This is a genomic window from Allotabrizicola aquatica (SeqCode) (assembly GCF_965194375.1).
In the GTDB taxonomy this organism is placed as follows: Bacteria; Pseudomonadota; Alphaproteobacteria; order Rhodobacterales; family Rhodobacteraceae; genus Tabrizicola_A; species Tabrizicola_A aquatica.
In genome coordinates, this window is sequence record NZ_CBDAEL010000004.1 from 259878 (window position 1) to 275080 (window position 15203).

Below are 15203 nucleotides of genomic sequence, written 5' to 3' on the forward strand. Positions count from 1 at the left end.
GTGTGACCCGCCCCGCCCGAGGCATCGGTCGGATGCCTCCGGCGGGAGTATTTTTGCCAAGATGAAATAGGGGCGCGGGCCTTAGGCCTCGGCGGCGTTGGTTTTGGTGGCAAGGCGATTGCCGGGCCAAAGTTTCAGCACGTTCCACGCGATCGCCGGCACAATCCCAAGCGCGAGCACCAAGAGCACAAGGCCCGGCCATTCCCAAGTGCCGCCGAGCGTCAGGAGCGCGGCAGAAAAGGCCGTTAGGGGGAAAGTGAAGGCACCCCAGAGCGGGGAAAACCCCGCCACCGTGATCCAGCGCGCAGCGGCCAAAAGCGCGAGCAGGATCACCATGCCAAAGACGGCCAAGCCGAGCGCAAGGCTGGGAAGGCCGATTTCCCCGGCCACCAGCGACAAAAGCGCGGCGGGGGCCAAGTGAATGGCCAAGAACGGCCGCAAGGGGGCGGGAGGGTTCGTGCGCAGGAGTTGCACGAGTGAGACCGCCCAGATGGCCGACGCGACCGTGAGTGTCACCCAGAATATCGCTGTTGCGGCCGCAATCGCGCCCAGTTGCGCCAAGGGCAAGGCGCCAAGGATGAAGGCGACAAAGGCCAGATGGAAGACCGGGCTGACGCTGCGCGCCTCGGGCGCCATGCGCGCCAATGTCGCGATCAAGATCAGCGCCATCAGACCATGGGCGACCAAGGCCGCGACCACCAGCCCCAAGGCCAGACCCGGCGCATAGGGCACCAGCACCGCCCCTGCCGCCATACCAGACATCGTCGCGGCCGAAAGGCCAGCCCGGCCCGGCAACACGCGCAGATCTTCGACCAGAACGCCGACCCGGCGCAGGATCTTGGCAAAGAGGGCGGTGATCGCGAAAAGCCACAGGATCATCAGCCCGCCAAGCGCGGCCTCAACCAGACCGCCAAGCGGGCTTTGGTCAAGACCCAGCACCTCGGCCCCTTTGCGCGCGGCCAGACCCAAACCCAAAAGCCCCAAGATTGACGGAAAGATCGCCGGAGGCGTGCGGGCAAAAAGCTTGGGCTTGCGCGGCGGAAACTCGGGCGCAGGATAGGCGCGTGGGCGGCGGGCTTGTGCGGTCTCGGTCATGCAGATGCTCCTTTGGGTGCAGCATCTGCCCAAAGCATTCCGCAGGCAAGCCGCCGCGCTGCCGCAGGCAGGCCAAGGTTTTGGCGGGGCGTTAGATTTGGGGCGTTAGATCAGGAAGGGGAACCAGTCCTGCCGCAACACTTGGCCTTCGACCATGTCATGCCCCGGAAAGGGCGGTGAGGTGCGCCCGGGCCGGGTGACATAGCGCGCATCATCGCCCAAAAGCCGCAAGGAAAACGCGCGGCGGCGTGAGGCGGTGGTGTTGCCGCGCGCGCCGTGCAGCGTGCCGTAATTGAAGGCCACAGCGTCGCCCGGCTCCATCTGCCATTCGAGCACGCGCATGCCTTCGGCGTCGGGGTCGGGCACCGGCATGTAGCGATCACTGTCAGGGTAGAAGCTTGTCTCGGCCAGCCAGCGCGTCGGCAGAACCTCTTTCTCCCAGCGGTGACTGCCTGCGACACAGCGCAAAGAGGCCTCTTTCACCGGATCCATCGGCGACCAGAAGGACACCGTCTGGCGGCCTTGGACAAAGTAATAGGGGCCGTCTTGATGCCACGGCGTCGGCTTTGAGGTGCCGGGTTCTTTCACCAGCACATGATCGTGGAATATCTGCACGTGCTGCGATCCCATCAGCCTGGCCGCCACCTGCGCCACGTCGGAGCCCTTGATGACCGTCTCGAACTCGGGGATGCGGGTCCAGTTGCAATAGTCGTCGAAAAACCGCCCGCCTTCGCCCGGTTTCAGGTTTTCCGCGCCATAGGGGCCCGGCTCGGTCATGTTGCGTTCAATCCCGGCGCGCAGGGGTTCGACCCAGTCTTTCCAGAGACCTTTGACCAGAACGGCCCCGTCGCGCTGAAAATCTTCGATCATTTGATCGGTGACGATGGTGGCCATGCCCTGCCCTCCTTGATGCATTTGCCAAAGCTATGGCGCGGTCGTACCATTTGCGCAAATGATACCTTTTAATGGCAGGTATAAACCCATGCTATCGCTTACCCTGCGCCAGATCGAATATGCCGTGGCCGTGGGCGCCCATGGCGGGGTGAGTGCGGCGGCAGCGGCGCTGCATGTCAGCCAGCCCGCGCTGTCGGTGGCCTTGGGGCAGCTTGAGGCGCATCTGGGCCAGCCCTTGTTTTTGCGCCGCGCGGGTGGGCGGCTGATGCCGACGAGCTTTGGGCAGCGCTGGCTGACCAAGGCCGAGGAGGCTGTTGCGGCACTGTCGACTTTGGCCGATCCAAGGCAGCTCGCGGGGCAGACCTTGCGATTGGCCGTGTTCAAGGATCTCGCCGCCTCTTGCCTTGGCCCACTTTTGGCGGCGGTGGGCACGGAAATGCCCGGGCTGCAACTGATCCCCAGCCTCATGGAGTTCGAAGATCTGGCCGCCGCGCTCCGCCAAGGCAAGGCCGATCTGGCGCTGACGTGGGATCTGGGGCTGGAGGATGACATCACCCGCCAGACCTTGGCACGCATCCCGCCCCATGCCGTTTTGGCTGCAGACCACCCCTTGGCCATGCGCGAGACGCTGACGCTGACCGATCTGGCCGATCAGCCCTTGATCCTGACCGATCAGGGCCTGTCGATCAGCCATATGCGGGCCCTCTTTGCCAGCGCCGGGCTTACGCCGCGCATTGCCCATCGCGCGGCCAGCCTTGATCTGATGCGCAGCCTTGCGGCCAATGGCTTGGGCGTTGGACTGTCTTACACCAACCCCGCCGGGCGCCTGTCGCAAGATGGCCGCGCACTGGTGACGCGCGCCCTAACCGACGCCGGGGCCGAGGCGATTGTTCTGGCGCGTCATGTGGCCAACCCAGAAACGCCCGGCGCACACGTGCTGGCGCGGCTTTTGCCCGGGCTGATCGCGCCGCCTGCCTTTCCGGACCGCCTGTTCGGACCGCCTTCCAGCTTGTGATTCCCGGCAAAGCGGTTAGAACCCAAAGCGTTCTGCCTGCAGGTGCCTTTCGATGACCCACCCCTCGCCCACCGCTCTGGCTTTGGTCGCTGACATTGGCGGCACCAACACCCGCGTGGCTTTGGCCGATGGCGTTTCGGTGCGCCAGGACAGCATTCGCCGCTATGCCAATGCCGAGTTTTCCGATCTCGAATCGGTGCTGCGGCGTTATCTGGACGAGACCGCGACCGCGTCTGTGTCGGGCGTTTGCGTCGCCGCCGCAGGGCCGGTCCGCGATGGTGTGGCCAGCATGACCAATCTTGATTGGACGATCACCGGGCCGGGCCTGACGGCAGCAACAGGAACGGCCCATACCGCGATTTTGAATGACCTCCAAGCGCAAGGCCATGCCTTGGGCCGCATCGCGCCCCAGCATTTGCGGCCCGTGATTGCCGGTCCGTCAAAACCCGGCGCTGCGATGCTGGTCGTAGGCCTTGGCACCGGGATGAATGCCGCCCCCGTGCATGAAACCCCGTGGGGCCGCGTGGTGGCGGCCAGCGAATGCGGCCACATCTCGATGCCGGTCAGGACCGAGGAAGACCACCGTCTGGCGGGGTTCGTGGCCCATGTCGGCCCCCATGCCCATGGCTTTGCCGGGGTCGAGGATGTGCTGGCTGGCCGGGGGCTCGAACGCGTCTATGCCTTTGTCGCCCATGAGGCCGGGCATGAGACCACCAAGCGCGGGGCCGAGATCATGGCCGATGTCGCAGCGGGTGAGGCTTTGGCCGCCCGTGCCGCGCAGTTGTACATTCACCTTCTGGGCCAAGAGTTGGGCAACCTTGCGCTTGTCCATCTGCCCTTTGGCGGCATCTATCTGATCGGCGGCGTGGCCCGCGCCATGCAGCCCTATTTTGACCAGATGGAGCTGACCCGCCACTTCCGCGACAAGGGCCGCTTTGCCGAGTTCATGGGCAATTTCGCGGTCACCATCGTCGAGGATGACTACGCCGCACTGACGGGGTGCGCCGCCTATCTGGCAGGCGGCGGCAAGGGCTAAGCCTCTACCCCGGCAGCCTTTCCTTCAAAAACTGCATCGCCACCCCAAGCCCATCGGGCGCGATGCCGTGCCCGGTGCCTTGCATGACATGGCCAAAGGTCGCAAAGCCCGCCCCCACCAGCGCATTGCCTGCCGCCTGCATTTCCTGAAACGGCACTACATCGTCGCGGTCGCCGTGGATCAGCATGATCGGAGGCTTGACCTTAGCTTCTTCGGCCAAAAGCTTCGGAAGCATCAGCTTGCCGGAAATCGCCACCACCCCGGCCATTGGCTGACCGCGGCGGGGGGCGACATGCAGGCTCATCATCGCCCCTTGGGAAAACCCGATTAGCGCAAGGGCGGCGGGCGTTAGCCCTTCCTCGGCCAAGCGCTGATCGAGAAAAGCGTTCAAATCTTCGGCGGCGCGGTTCATCTCGACCGCGGCCTCCACCTCGGTTGATCCATCAAACCGTGGGATCGGGAACCATTGGCGGCCAAAGGGATTGCCCGCACAGGCGCTGGGCGCATCGGCGGCCATGAAGACTGTGTTGGGCAGATGCGGGGCCAGAGGGTCGGCCAAGCCCAAAAGATCAGCGCCATCCGCACCATAGCCATGCAAGAACACCACCAGCGATTTGGCCTGCCCACTGGCCGCCGCCACCCGCCCAAACTTTAATTCGCGCGTCATCTGATGCCTTCCCGTGATTTCGCGACCCGGTAGTAAGCCCAAAGCACCGTCGCCGCAACAGACCGCCACGGGCTCCACGCCTCAGCCATGGCGCGCAAGGCGCGCTCTTTCGGGCGGTCGGGCAGATCAAAAAGCACCCGCGCCGCTTCTTGCAGCGCAAGATCACCGGGGGCAAAAACATCGGCCCGGCCAAGGGCGAACATGGCGTAGATCTCGGCCGTCCACATGCCGATACCGGGCACGTCGGTCAGCACCTCCACCACCTGCGCATCCGGCAACCCGCGCAGCGCGTCAAAATCAATGGCCGACTCCGCCAGCGCCCGGCCATAGCGCGCCTTTTGGCGCGACAGGCCCACGGCACGGCAGGCCTCATCCGAGGCCATGGCCAGCGTGGCGCGGTCGGTCAACCCCGCCGCCTCCATCCGCCGCCAGATCGCATCGGCCGAGGCGACCGAGACCTGCTGGCCGACAATCGCATCCAAAAGCGCGGCAAAGCCCTCGGGCTGGCGACGCAGTGGCAAAGGGCCCACAAGCGTCAGCGCATGAGCAAAGCGCGGCTCGGCGCGGGCCAGCCAATCGGCCCCTTCTGCCACGCAATCGAGTGTTGCGATGATCCGTCCTACCATGGGCAAAGCATGGCGAGGCTGGGCGAAAAGACAAGGCCCATCAGATCGCCCGCGCGCGGCCCCACGTTTTTCCCTTGCCCCGCCCCACGGCCAGGCATAGCCCTAACCCAACGCAAGACCAAAGGCCCCACATGCCCCACGACATCGACGACAACCTCGCCAAACGTAACGTTCTGGTGCTGGTCGCAGCTCAAGCCATCTTGGGCGCGCAGATGCCGATGATCTTTACCATAGGCGGGCTTGCCGGGCAGTCTTTGGCACCGAATGCCTGCTGGGCGACGCTGCCGATCAGCTTTATCGTGATCGGTTCCATGCTGACGGCGACGCCAATTTCCAGCTTCATGGCGAAATACGGCCGCACGGCAGGCTTCGTCGCTGGCGCATTGGGCGGTGCCTTGGGCGCGGCAATCGCAGCGGTGGGGCTGATGACCTCCTCCTTCCCGCTGTTCCTTCTGGGCTCGCTTCTGACCGGCATCTACATGAGCGCGCAGGGCTTTTACCGCTTTGCCGCCGCTGACACCGCCTCGGAGGCCTTCCGACCCAAGGCAATTTCTTGGGTGATGGCGGGAGGGCTTTTGTCGGCGGTGGTTGGTCCGCAACTGGTGAAGGTGACGGCGCAGTCCATGGTGGTGCCCTTCCTTGGCACCTACCTTGCGGTGATCGCGCTGAACCTTCTGGGGATGTTCCTGTTCATCGGCCTACGCATCCCGAAACCGCGCACGCCCGCACAAGGCAGCCCGGTGGGCCGGACCCGGGCTGAATTGATCCGCACGCCCGTGATCGCGGTCGCCATGATCTGCGCGACGGTCTCTTATGCGTTGATGAACCTTGTGATGACCTCCTCACCCCTCGCCGTGGTCGGCTGCGGGTTTGACACGGGCGATGCCGCCGATGTCGTGACGGCCCATGTGCTGGCGATGTATGCGCCTTCGTTCATCACCGGGCACATCATCGCGCGGCTCGGGGTGGAACGGGTGATTGCCATTGGCCTTGTCATCCTTGCCGGCTCGGGCGCGGTGGCGATGGCGGGGGTTGAGTTGGAGAACTTCTTTATCGCGCTGATCCTTTTGGGGGTCGGCTGGAACTTTGGCTTCATCGGCGCGACGACGATGCTGGCCAATGCCCAACGCCCCGAAGAGCGCGGGCGCCTGCAAGGGTTGAATGATTTCATCGTGTTCGGCGGCGTGACGATGGCCTCGTTCTCGTCAGGCGGGCTGATGAACTGTTCGGGCGGATCGGTCGAGACGGGCTGGCAATTGGTCAACATGGCCATGCTGCCGTTCCTGGTGCTGGCCGGCGGGGCGCTGATCTGGCTCTGGATGCGACCGCGCGAAACGCGCTGAGGCCGCGGGCGGCTAGACCCGCCCGGTGAAGGCGGCCCACAAAAGCCCGCCGCGAAGGGCAAATTCTGACAGGCCCATCGCGCCATTGGCGACCACGGCCGGATTTGCCACCACTTGGCGCAACAGCCCCCGCGCCTGCCAAGCGGCCAAAGCGGCGGGCACAGGCACCCTGCCCTTCGCCGTTGCAAGCCGCTGCAAGCCGTCTTTGGCCAGCGCCTGCACCGCCTCGGCCCGCCCATCTGGCAAGGGTTGCCGCCCGCGCGCCTCTAACTCGGGCACCGCGCGCAGGTAATTGGCAAGGCCCATCGCCCAGCCCAAGGCCCGCGCGGCAGGTTCATCGGTGCCGCCGCAGGCCTTGGCGGCAAGCCACATCAACCCGCCAGCGGTGTCGTCAAGATAAGCGTCAAAAGCCGCCCCATCCGCAAAAGGCTCGCCATAGACATCATGAATCCGCGCCTCGATCAGGCGGTCAATCACGGCCAAGGGCAGCGCAGCGTCTTGGATCAGAGCGTGAAACGGCCCGGCCACCTCATGGGCGCGGGGGGCAGGCTCGGCCACCACATCGCGCCACCATTGCAGCCGCATCTCGCCGATCATCGGCTCTTTTGACACCCACGGCGCGCGGGCCACCTCAAGGTTAAAGGCATATAGCGGGAACAACCGCGCGCGCGCGGCCACAGGGGCAGCCATGACGGCCGCAAAGCGGTCAGGATCGCCGCGCTGGACGATCTCGGCGCAGGCATCAAGGCTCACGCAGGCACCTTCATATCGCGCACCAGCTTCCAGTTGATCGCATCCAAAAGGGCTTCAAAACTGGCGTCCACGATATTGGCCGAAACGCCCACCGTCTGCCAGCGACGGCCCGCCGAATCCTCGCTGTCGATGATGACCCGCGTCACGGCCTCGGTGCCGCCATTGGTGATGCGCACCTTGAAATCAACGAGTTTCATGTCGTCGATGCAGGCCTGATAGGGGCCAAGGTCCTTGGACAGCGCCTTCGATAGCGCATTGACCGGGCCATGGTCCTGCCCCGTCTCATCCATGCTGTCGCTGACCGACATTGCCTTGCGCTCGCCGATCTTCACCACCACCACGGCCTCAGAGAGGCTGACCATCCGGTCATATTTGTTCTTCCGCCGCTCGACCGTGACGCGATAGCGCTTCACCTCGAAGAACTGCGGCAAAAGCCCCAACTCCCGCCGGGCCAGAATCTCGAAACTGGCCTGCGCGCCGTCATAGGCATAGCCCTGATCCTCGCGCTCTTTGATGATCTCCAAAATCCGGCCCAAACGGCCATCCTTGACGTCCACCTCGATGCCCGCCGAGGCTAGCCGCGCGCGCAGGTTCGACTGCCCCGCCTGATTGGACATCGGGATCACCCGCGCATTGCCCACAGCCTCGGGGGGGATATGCTCATAGGTGGTGGGGTCTTTCAGGATGGCGCTGGCGTGAAGCCCCGCCTTATGGGCAAAGGCGGATGCACCGACATAGGGGGCCGAGCGCAGGGGGACGCGGTTCAGAATGTCATCCAGACTGCGGCTGATCTTCAGAAGTTGCGCGAGGCCTGCATCAGAAACCCCTGTTTCTAAATGGGATTTGTACGGCTCCTTCAGCAACAGCGTCGGGATCAGCGTCACCAGATTGGCATTGCCGCAGCGTTCGCCAAGACCATTCAATGTGCCTTGAATCTGCCGACACCCGGCCTCGACCGCCGCCAGGGAATTGGCCACAGCGTTGCCGGTGTCGTCATGGCAATGGATGCCCAGACGGTCACCCGGGATGCCCGCCGCGATCACCTCGGCCACGATCCGCCCCACTTCCGAGGGCAGCGTTCCGCCATTGGTGTCGCACAGCACCAGCCAGCGTGCGCCTGCCTCATGGGCGGCGCGCAGGGATGCCAGTGCGTACTCAGGGTTGGCCTTGTAGCCGTCAAAGAAATGCTCGGCGTCAAACAGCGCCTCACGACCCTTGGCGACGCAGTGCGCGATAGAGGCGCCAATCGCCTCAAGGTTTTCGTCCAAGGTGCAGCCAAGCGCAGTTTTGACATGGAAATCATGGGTTTTGCCCACAAGGCAGACGGCGGGCGTGCGGGCATCCAACACGGCGGCCAGAACATCGTCATTCTCGGCCGACCGCCCCACCCGTTTGGTCATGCCAAAAGCGGTCATCGTCGCGCGGGTTTTCGGGGCGGTGGCGAAAAACTCGCTGTCCGTCGGGTTGGCCCCCGGCCAGCCGCCTTCGATATAGTCGATGCCAAGCGTGTCGAGCGCCTGCGCGATCTGCACCTTTTCAAGGGCGGAGAACTGGACGCCTTGGGTCTGCTGACCATCGCGCAGCGTGGTGTCGAAGAGATAGAGGCGCTCACGGGTCATTTGAGGGACTCCAGCTTTGCGGGGTCGAAGCCCGGACCGGGGAGGAGTTCCACCCCCGCCTTGGACATACGCACCTCAACCCCGGCCTCGGTCAGGGCGGATTTAAGGGCGTCAACCGGCGCGAAGTCTTTGGTGGTCATGGCTTCAGCGCGAAGAGAGGCAAGGCGCGCCACGAAGGGTGCAAAATCTGTGATCGTGATGGCCCAACCGCCCAAGCGATCTTCCAGCAATCCGAGCAGCTTTGCAGATGCTTTCAAACCTGCCGCATCCCCTGCACGAGAAAGATCGTGCAGTGCCGCGATGGCACCTGCCGTGTTCAGGTCATCGGACAGCGCTTCGATCACTGAAGCGGCGGGTTCGCCAGCTTCAACGCCCGATACCATCTCCCGCCATTTCCTCAGCGTCGCCTCTGCCTCGCGCGCCTTCTCCGCCGTCCAGTCCATCGGCTTGCGGTAATGAGTGCTCAGATACACGAACCGGATCACCTCCCCCGGCACGCCCTGATCCAGCAAATCCCGCACGGTAAAGAAATTGCCCAAGCTCTTGGACATCTTCTTGCCCTCGACCTGCAGCATCTCATTGTGCATCCAATAGCGGGCAAAGCTGGCCTCGGGATGGGCGCAGCAGCTTTGGGCGACCTCGTTTTCATGGTGCGGGAACTGCAGATCCAAGCCCCCGCCGTGAATGTCAAAGGACGGCCCCAAAAGCTCATAGCTCATGGCCGAACATTCGATATGCCAGCCCGGACGCCCGCGCCCCCAAGGGCTGGTCCAGCCCGGCTCTTCCCCCGATGACGGCTTCCACAGCACGAAATCCATCGGGTCTTCTTTGAAGGGCGCCACTTCCACCCGTGCCCCTGCGATCATATCATCGACAGACCGGCCCGACAGCGCGCCATACTCTTTGTACGACCGTACACGAAACAGCACATGGCCGTCCTTGGCATAGGCATGGCCGCCCGCGATCAGCCCTTCGATCATCGCCACCATTGGCCCGATGTATTCCGTCGCGCGCGGCTCAAAATTCGGGCGGAGCGCCCCCAGCGCGTCCATATCCGCGTGATACCAGCCGATGGTTTCCTCGGTCCGCTCATGGATCAGCGCCTCCATCGGGCGCGGATCCCCTGCCGCCTTGCGTGCTGCTGCGGTGGCGTTAATCTTGTCATCGACGTCGGTGAAATTGCGGGCGTAGGTCACATGATCCGCGCCATAAACATGGCGCAACAGCCGATACAGCGTGTCGAACACCACCACCGGCCGCCCGTTGCCCAAATGCGCCCGGTCATAGACCGTGGGGCCGCAGACATACATCCGCACATTTTCCGGGTCCAACGGCACAAACGCCTCTTTGGTCCGGGTTTTCGAATTGTGCAGCCTGATCGTGACCATGTTCTTTCCCGTCGCTCGCCCTGTGGCGCGGGTTTGTCGTGATCCTTATCAGGGAATGGAGACGAGCCCGCGTGACCTATGTCAGCAGGTAATGCAGCAAATGCCGAAGGTGCGCTGTTGTTCCATGCCTCTGCCCTAGCGCAATTCCCTTGCCCCGCCAAGCCTTTTCCGCTTGTCTCGCCCCCGCAAGGGAGCCTGCCATGAACCATGATGAGCTGAACCAATGGTCCAAGCGCGCCGCCGATTGGGCGACCGAGTATCACGCGGCCTTGCGCGACCGCCCGGTGCGCGCGCCTTTGGTGCCCGGCGCGATTTCGCGCCAGTTGCCGCCCAGCCCGCCCGAAGCCCCCGAGCCGATGGCCGAGATTTTCGCCGATTTTGACCGCATCGTGCCGCCCGGCATCACCCATTGGCAGCACCCGCGCTTTTTTGCCTATTTCCCGGCCAATGCCGCCCCCGCCTCGATGCTGGCCGAGCAATTGGCCAATGCCATCGCCGCCCAAGGGATGATCTGGCAGACCTCGCCTGCGGTGACCGAGATTGAGCAGGTGATGATCCAGTGGCTGCGCCAGTCCTTGGGCCTGCCAGACGGGTTCACCGGGACGATCCATGACAGCGCCACGACCGCGACCCTGTCCGCCGTGCTGACCATGCGCGAGCGGGCGTTGGAGTTTCAGGGCAACGTGAAGGGCCTGTCGGGCCAACCCACCTTGCGGATCTATGCCAGCGCCGAGACCCATTCCAGCGTGGACAAGGCGGTCAGAATTGCTGGCATCGGGCAAGACAACCTTGTGAAAATCCCCACGGATCAAAGCCTCTCGATGAAGCCCGGCGCTTTGGCGGCGACCATTGCGGCGGATCGCGCGGCGGGGCTTTTGCCTGCGGGCGTGATCCTCTGCGCCGGGGGCACCAGCGTGGGGGCCTTTGACCGCATCGGCGAATGTATCACCGTTGCCCATGCCGCCGGACTGCCGGTACATGTCGATGCCGCATGGGCCGGATCAGCGATGATCTGCCCCGAATTCCGCGATCTTTGGGCCGGGATAGAGGCGGCCGACAGCATTGTGTTCAACCCGCACAAATGGCTTGGCGCGCAGTTTGACTGTGCCGTGCAGTTCCTGCGTGACCCAACCCCGCAGGTCAAAACCCTTGGCCTGCGCCCCAGCTATCTGGAAACTGCCGGCAAAGAGGACATCGTCAATTTCAACGAATGGACGGTGCCTTTGGGCCGCCGTTTCCGCGCGTTGAAGCTGTGGTTTACCTTGCGCGCCTATGGGCTGGAGGGCTTGCGCGCCCGTATTCGCAACCATGTGGCTTGGGCGGTGGAGGCCTGTGAGGTGCTGCGTGCCCTGCCCGGCGTGACCATCACCTCCGAGCCGCGCCTGTCACTGTTCACCTTTGCGCTGGAGAATGATGCCGCGACAGAGGCGCTCTTGACCCGCATCAACGACGATGGCCGCATCTACCTGACCCAAACCCGGCACAAGGGGCCCTATGTCATCCGCGTGCAGGTCGGCCAATTCGACTGCACACGCGACGATGTGATGATGATCCCGCAGGTGGTGGCTGAGCTGATCTAGCGGATCAGGCGTCGCGTTCCGCCAAGGCCAGCCATTCCTCTTCCGCCGCCGCAAGGGCCTGTTGGCGCTCGGCAATGGCCTCGGTGGCCTTGCGGAATTTGACGGGCTCACGCGTGAACATCTCGGCGTCTGACAGGAAATCGGTCAGTTTGTTGATCTCGGCCTCAAGGCGTTCCATGATCCCCGGCAATGCCTCAAGCCGCTTTTTCTCGGTGAAGCTCAGACCTTCGCTCAGCTTTTTGACATCCTCGCGCAGGTTCACATGCGATGACCCTGTTTTCTTGGGCATCTCCACCGCATCCGCCCCGCGCTGCGCGGCGTAATCCGACCAGCCCCCCGGATAGGCGGTGGCGCGGCCATTGCCCTCCAGCGCCACGGTGGCTGTGGCGACGCGGTCAATGAAATCACGGTCGTGGCTGACCAAGAGCACCGTGCCGTCATATTCGCCCAAGATGTCTTGCAAGAGATCCAGCGTTTCCACGTCCAGATCGTTGGTCGGTTCGTCCAAGATCAACAGGTTCGAAGACCGCGCCATCAGCTTGGCCAGCAACAGCCGGGCCTTTTCGCCACCCGACAGCGCCTTGACCGGCGCGCGGGCTTGGCGTTCGTCAAAGAGGAAATCCTTCAGATAAGCCACCACATGTTTCGGCGTGCCGCGCACCATGACCTGATCAGAGGCGCCCGAGACGCTCATCAACGGATCGCCCGTCAGATTCTCCCAAAGGCTGGCCTCGGGGTCGAGCTGTGCGCGCGTCTGATCGAATACTGCGATCTCAAGGTTGGTGCCCAGCTTGACGCTGCCGCTGTCGGGCTCCAGCTGGCCGACCAGCATTTTTAGAAGCGTGGTCTTGCCAACGCCGTTCGGGCCGACAAAAGCCACCCGGTCACCGCGCAGGATACGCAGATCGAAATCCTTGATCAGGGTCTTGTCGCCGTAGGATTTGGAAATCCCCACCGCCTCGATCACCTTCTTGCCGCTGACAACGCCGCCCTCAAACTCCATCGCCGCCGTGCCTTGACGGCGGATCTGGGACGAGCGTTCAGCGCGCAGATCGGCCAAGGCGCGCACGCGCCCCATGTTGCGCTTGCGGCGGGCGGAAATGCCTTCAACCGCCCATTTCGCCTCATGCTTGATCTTGCGATCCAGCTTGTGACGCGCCTCATCCTCTTCGGCCCAGACGGTTTCGCGCCACTCTTCAAAGCCGTCAAACCCGGTTTCGCGGCGGCGCACCTCACCCCGGTCGATCCAATGGGTGGCTTTGGTCAAGGCGCGCAGGAAGGCGCGGTCATGGCTGATCAGCACATAGGCACAGCGGGTCGATTTCAACTCAGCCTCCAGCCATTCAATGGCTTGGATGTCCAAATGGTTGGTCGGTTCGTCCAAGAGCATCAGCTCCGGCGCCTCGGCCATGAGTTTGGCTAAGGCCGCCCGCCGCCGCTCACCGCCCGAGGCGGTGGAGACCGGCGTTTCGGGGTTGAACTTCAACCCTTCGGCCACGACGGACACCTTGTAGCTTTCGCCATCGGGCAAGCCGCTGGCCGCGTAATCGCCCAAGGTGGCATAGCCCGACAGATCTGGGTCTTGCTCCATATATCCCACGGACACACCGGGCGGCACAACGCGCAGACCCGCATCCGGCTCGACCAGCCCCGCCATCACCTTCATCAAGGTGGACTTGCCCGATCCATTGCGCCCCACCAGCGCAACCCGGTCGCCGGGTTGCACCACAAGGTCAAGGTTGTCGAAGACCGGATTGCCACCGAAGGTCAGGGAAATGCCGGAAAGCTGAAGAAGGGGTGCGCGTGCCATGGCGGTGCAGCTATGCGGGGATGCGCGCGCCGTCAACCGACCCAAATTTCTTTGCGAAGAAATTTGGCAAAATTCTTCAAGAATTTTGGCCCAAGCCCGCCGCAGCGCTCACCAATGCCCTCAGCGCCCGCGCCCGTGCAGGTGGAATGCGCGCCACCTCGACTGCGGTAAAGACGTGGAGTGTGTCCAGATCGGGGTCGATCACCGCGTGATCGCTGACCCAGCCGCCCAAGGTCAGATAGCTGCGCAGCAGCGGTGGCAACGCCGCGAGCGCCCGGCGCGGATCCGCCGCCAGATTGGGCAAGGTGATGCAACCGACCCCGCGCCGTCCCGGCGCTTGGCCCGCCGGGGCCAGATGGTGCCGCCCGAGATGCGCCAGCGCCTCGGCGTGCCGCGCCGGATCCGCACCTGCGAACGAACTGCAACCGAACATCAGCGTCACCCCGGCCCCTTCAACCAGCCGCGTGATCGACGCCAAAGCCAGACGGAGCACGTCGGGATCGCTGGCCTCGGGGTGGGTGCAAAACCGCCCCAACTCCATCATGGGGCCGGGCTGGGTGCTGATCGGCGTCAGATCATAGAACTGCGCCGAATAGCTGCCGGCAATCTGATCGGCAGGCAGGATCATGGTGCGAAACCCGCCCAGAAGCCGGCCAGAGGCGTCTTCGATCAGCACATGCTGGCACAGATCGTCAAACCCATCCGCCTCGCGCCCGCCGATACGGTCCAGCCCACGCGCGGCGCGAAAGCACAGATGCCGCAGCTCTTGCGCCCGCGCGATGTCCTCCGGCCCATCAGCCAGTCGCGCCACCAAAGCCCCCGTCTGCAGTCGCACCTGCACAGCTCCTCATTGCCCGCGCCGGGCCAGCGGTTGGAAATCGCCGCGCCCGGCGCTAGGTTTGCGGCAGGACGCGGTTCCGCGCAAGCAGTGGCGCGCGGCCCCATGCAGGAGAAGACGATGCACAAGGTGATGAAACCCGATGCCGAATGGCTGGCGCAACTGGGGGAACTGGCCTTTCAGGTCACCCGCCGCGCGGCGACAGAGCGGCCCTTTAGCCATCCCGGCTTTCCCAAGGGCCCCGGCACCTATCGCTGTGTGTGCTGTGATGCGCCCTTGTTCGACGCCTCGACCAAGTTCGAATCGGGCTGCGGCTGGCCAAGCTTTAACGCAGCCCTGCCCAATGACATGGTCGAAGAGCATGAGGACCGCAGCCATTATATGGTCCGCACCGAGGTGACCTGCATGGGTTGCGACGCGCATCTGGGCCATGTTTTCCCCGACGGGCCACCGCCGACGGGCCTGCGATACTGCATCAACGGCGTGGCCGTACGGTTTGACCCCGAAGACTAAGAAAAAGGCCGCCCCATCCGGGCGGC

Annotated in this window: 14 protein-coding genes; 5 read left to right on the forward strand and 9 right to left on the reverse strand. The window is 64.1% G+C overall.

Annotation, left to right across the window (positions count from 1 at the left end; translation table 11 throughout):
* Window positions 1-81: 81 nt before the first annotated feature.
* Window positions 82-1095, reverse strand: a complete 1014-nt coding sequence (locus AC72UB_RS08270) for a TDT family transporter (protein WP_505189330.1) — start codon at window positions 1093-1095, stop codon at window positions 82-84.
* A 105-nt stretch (window positions 1096-1200) separates the two neighbouring features.
* Window positions 1201-1989 carry a phytanoyl-CoA dioxygenase family protein gene (locus AC72UB_RS08275; protein ID WP_505189331.1) on the reverse strand — a complete coding sequence of 263 codons (789 nt, stop codon included), beginning with the start codon at window positions 1987-1989 and terminating at the stop codon, window positions 1201-1203.
* A gap of 88 nt (window positions 1990-2077) precedes the next feature.
* On the opposite strand from AC72UB_RS08275, the gene AC72UB_RS08280 reads away from it, so the two are divergent.
* Together AC72UB_RS08280 and AC72UB_RS08285 are read left to right on the forward strand one after the other, a co-directional pair.
* Entirely contained in the window at window positions 2078-3004 is a 927-nt protein-coding gene (locus tag AC72UB_RS08280) for a LysR family transcriptional regulator (protein ID WP_505189332.1), read from the forward strand.
* 52 nt (window positions 3005-3056) lie between these two features.
* Entirely contained in the window at window positions 3057-4040 is a 984-nt protein-coding gene (locus AC72UB_RS08285; RefSeq protein ID WP_505189333.1) for a glucokinase, read from the forward strand.
* Between the two features lie 4 nt (window positions 4041-4044).
* Here AC72UB_RS08285 and AC72UB_RS08290 read toward each other — a convergent pair whose 3' ends face one another.
* Both AC72UB_RS08290 and AC72UB_RS08295 read right to left on the reverse strand, forming a co-directional pair.
* The gene (locus tag AC72UB_RS08290; RefSeq protein ID WP_505189334.1) at window positions 4045-4707 is read right to left on the reverse strand and encodes an alpha/beta hydrolase; all 663 of its coding nucleotides are present in this window, start codon (window positions 4705-4707) and stop codon (window positions 4045-4047) included.
* Entirely contained in the window at window positions 4704-5333 is a 630-nt protein-coding gene (locus AC72UB_RS08295) for a DNA-3-methyladenine glycosylase family protein (protein WP_505189335.1), read from the reverse strand. Before AC72UB_RS08295 ends, AC72UB_RS08290 begins: the two co-directional genes overlap by 4 nt.
* 131 nt (window positions 5334-5464) lie before the next feature.
* On the opposite strand from AC72UB_RS08295, the gene AC72UB_RS08300 reads away from it, so the two are divergent.
* Window positions 5465-6676, forward strand: a complete 1212-nt coding sequence (locus AC72UB_RS08300; RefSeq protein ID WP_505189336.1) for an MFS transporter — start codon at window positions 5465-5467, stop codon at window positions 6674-6676.
* A 12-nt stretch (window positions 6677-6688) separates the two neighbouring features.
* On the opposite strand, the gene AC72UB_RS08305 is transcribed toward AC72UB_RS08300, so the two are convergent.
* The 3 genes from AC72UB_RS08305 to cysS are packed head-to-tail and all read right to left on the reverse strand — an operon-like array spanning window position 6689 to window position 10436.
* A complete protein-coding gene (locus AC72UB_RS08305; protein WP_505189337.1) occupies window positions 6689-7429 on the reverse strand; it encodes a squalene/phytoene synthase family protein in 741 nt (246 codons plus the stop codon).
* On the reverse strand, window positions 7426-9048 hold the full coding sequence (cimA, locus tag AC72UB_RS08310) for a citramalate synthase (RefSeq protein WP_505189338.1): 1623 nt from the start codon (window positions 9046-9048) through the stop codon (window positions 7426-7428). Before cimA ends, AC72UB_RS08305 begins: the two co-directional genes overlap by 4 nt.
* Window positions 9045-10436 carry a cysteine--tRNA ligase gene (gene cysS, locus AC72UB_RS08315; RefSeq protein ID WP_505189339.1) on the reverse strand — a complete coding sequence of 464 codons (1392 nt, stop codon included), beginning with the start codon at window positions 10434-10436 and terminating at the stop codon, window positions 9045-9047. Before cysS ends, cimA begins: the two co-directional genes overlap by 4 nt.
* Before the next feature lie 200 nt (window positions 10437-10636).
* Here cysS and AC72UB_RS08320 point away from each other — a divergent pair, with 200 nt between their 5' ends.
* Entirely contained in the window at window positions 10637-12016 is a 1380-nt protein-coding gene (locus AC72UB_RS08320; protein ID WP_505189340.1) for a pyridoxal phosphate-dependent decarboxylase family protein, read from the forward strand.
* A gap of 4 nt (window positions 12017-12020) precedes the next feature.
* Here the strand turns inward: AC72UB_RS08320 and AC72UB_RS08325 are convergent, their stop codons facing one another.
* Together AC72UB_RS08325 and AC72UB_RS08330 are read right to left on the reverse strand one after the other, a co-directional pair.
* A complete protein-coding gene (locus tag AC72UB_RS08325; RefSeq protein WP_505189341.1) occupies window positions 12021-13826 on the reverse strand; it encodes an ABC-F family ATP-binding cassette domain-containing protein in 1806 nt (601 codons plus the stop codon).
* Window positions 13827-13902: 76 nt separating this feature from the next.
* Window positions 13903-14661, reverse strand: a complete 759-nt coding sequence (locus AC72UB_RS08330) for a GNAT family N-acetyltransferase (RefSeq protein WP_505189342.1) — start codon at window positions 14659-14661, stop codon at window positions 13903-13905.
* A gap of 108 nt (window positions 14662-14769) precedes the next feature.
* On the opposite strand from AC72UB_RS08330, the gene msrB reads away from it, so the two are divergent.
* Window positions 14770-15177 (forward strand): peptide-methionine (R)-S-oxide reductase MsrB, encoded by a 408-nt coding sequence (gene msrB, locus AC72UB_RS08335; RefSeq protein ID WP_505189343.1) that lies wholly within the window; start codon window positions 14770-14772, stop codon window positions 15175-15177.
* Window positions 15178-15203: the final 26 nt, after the last annotated feature.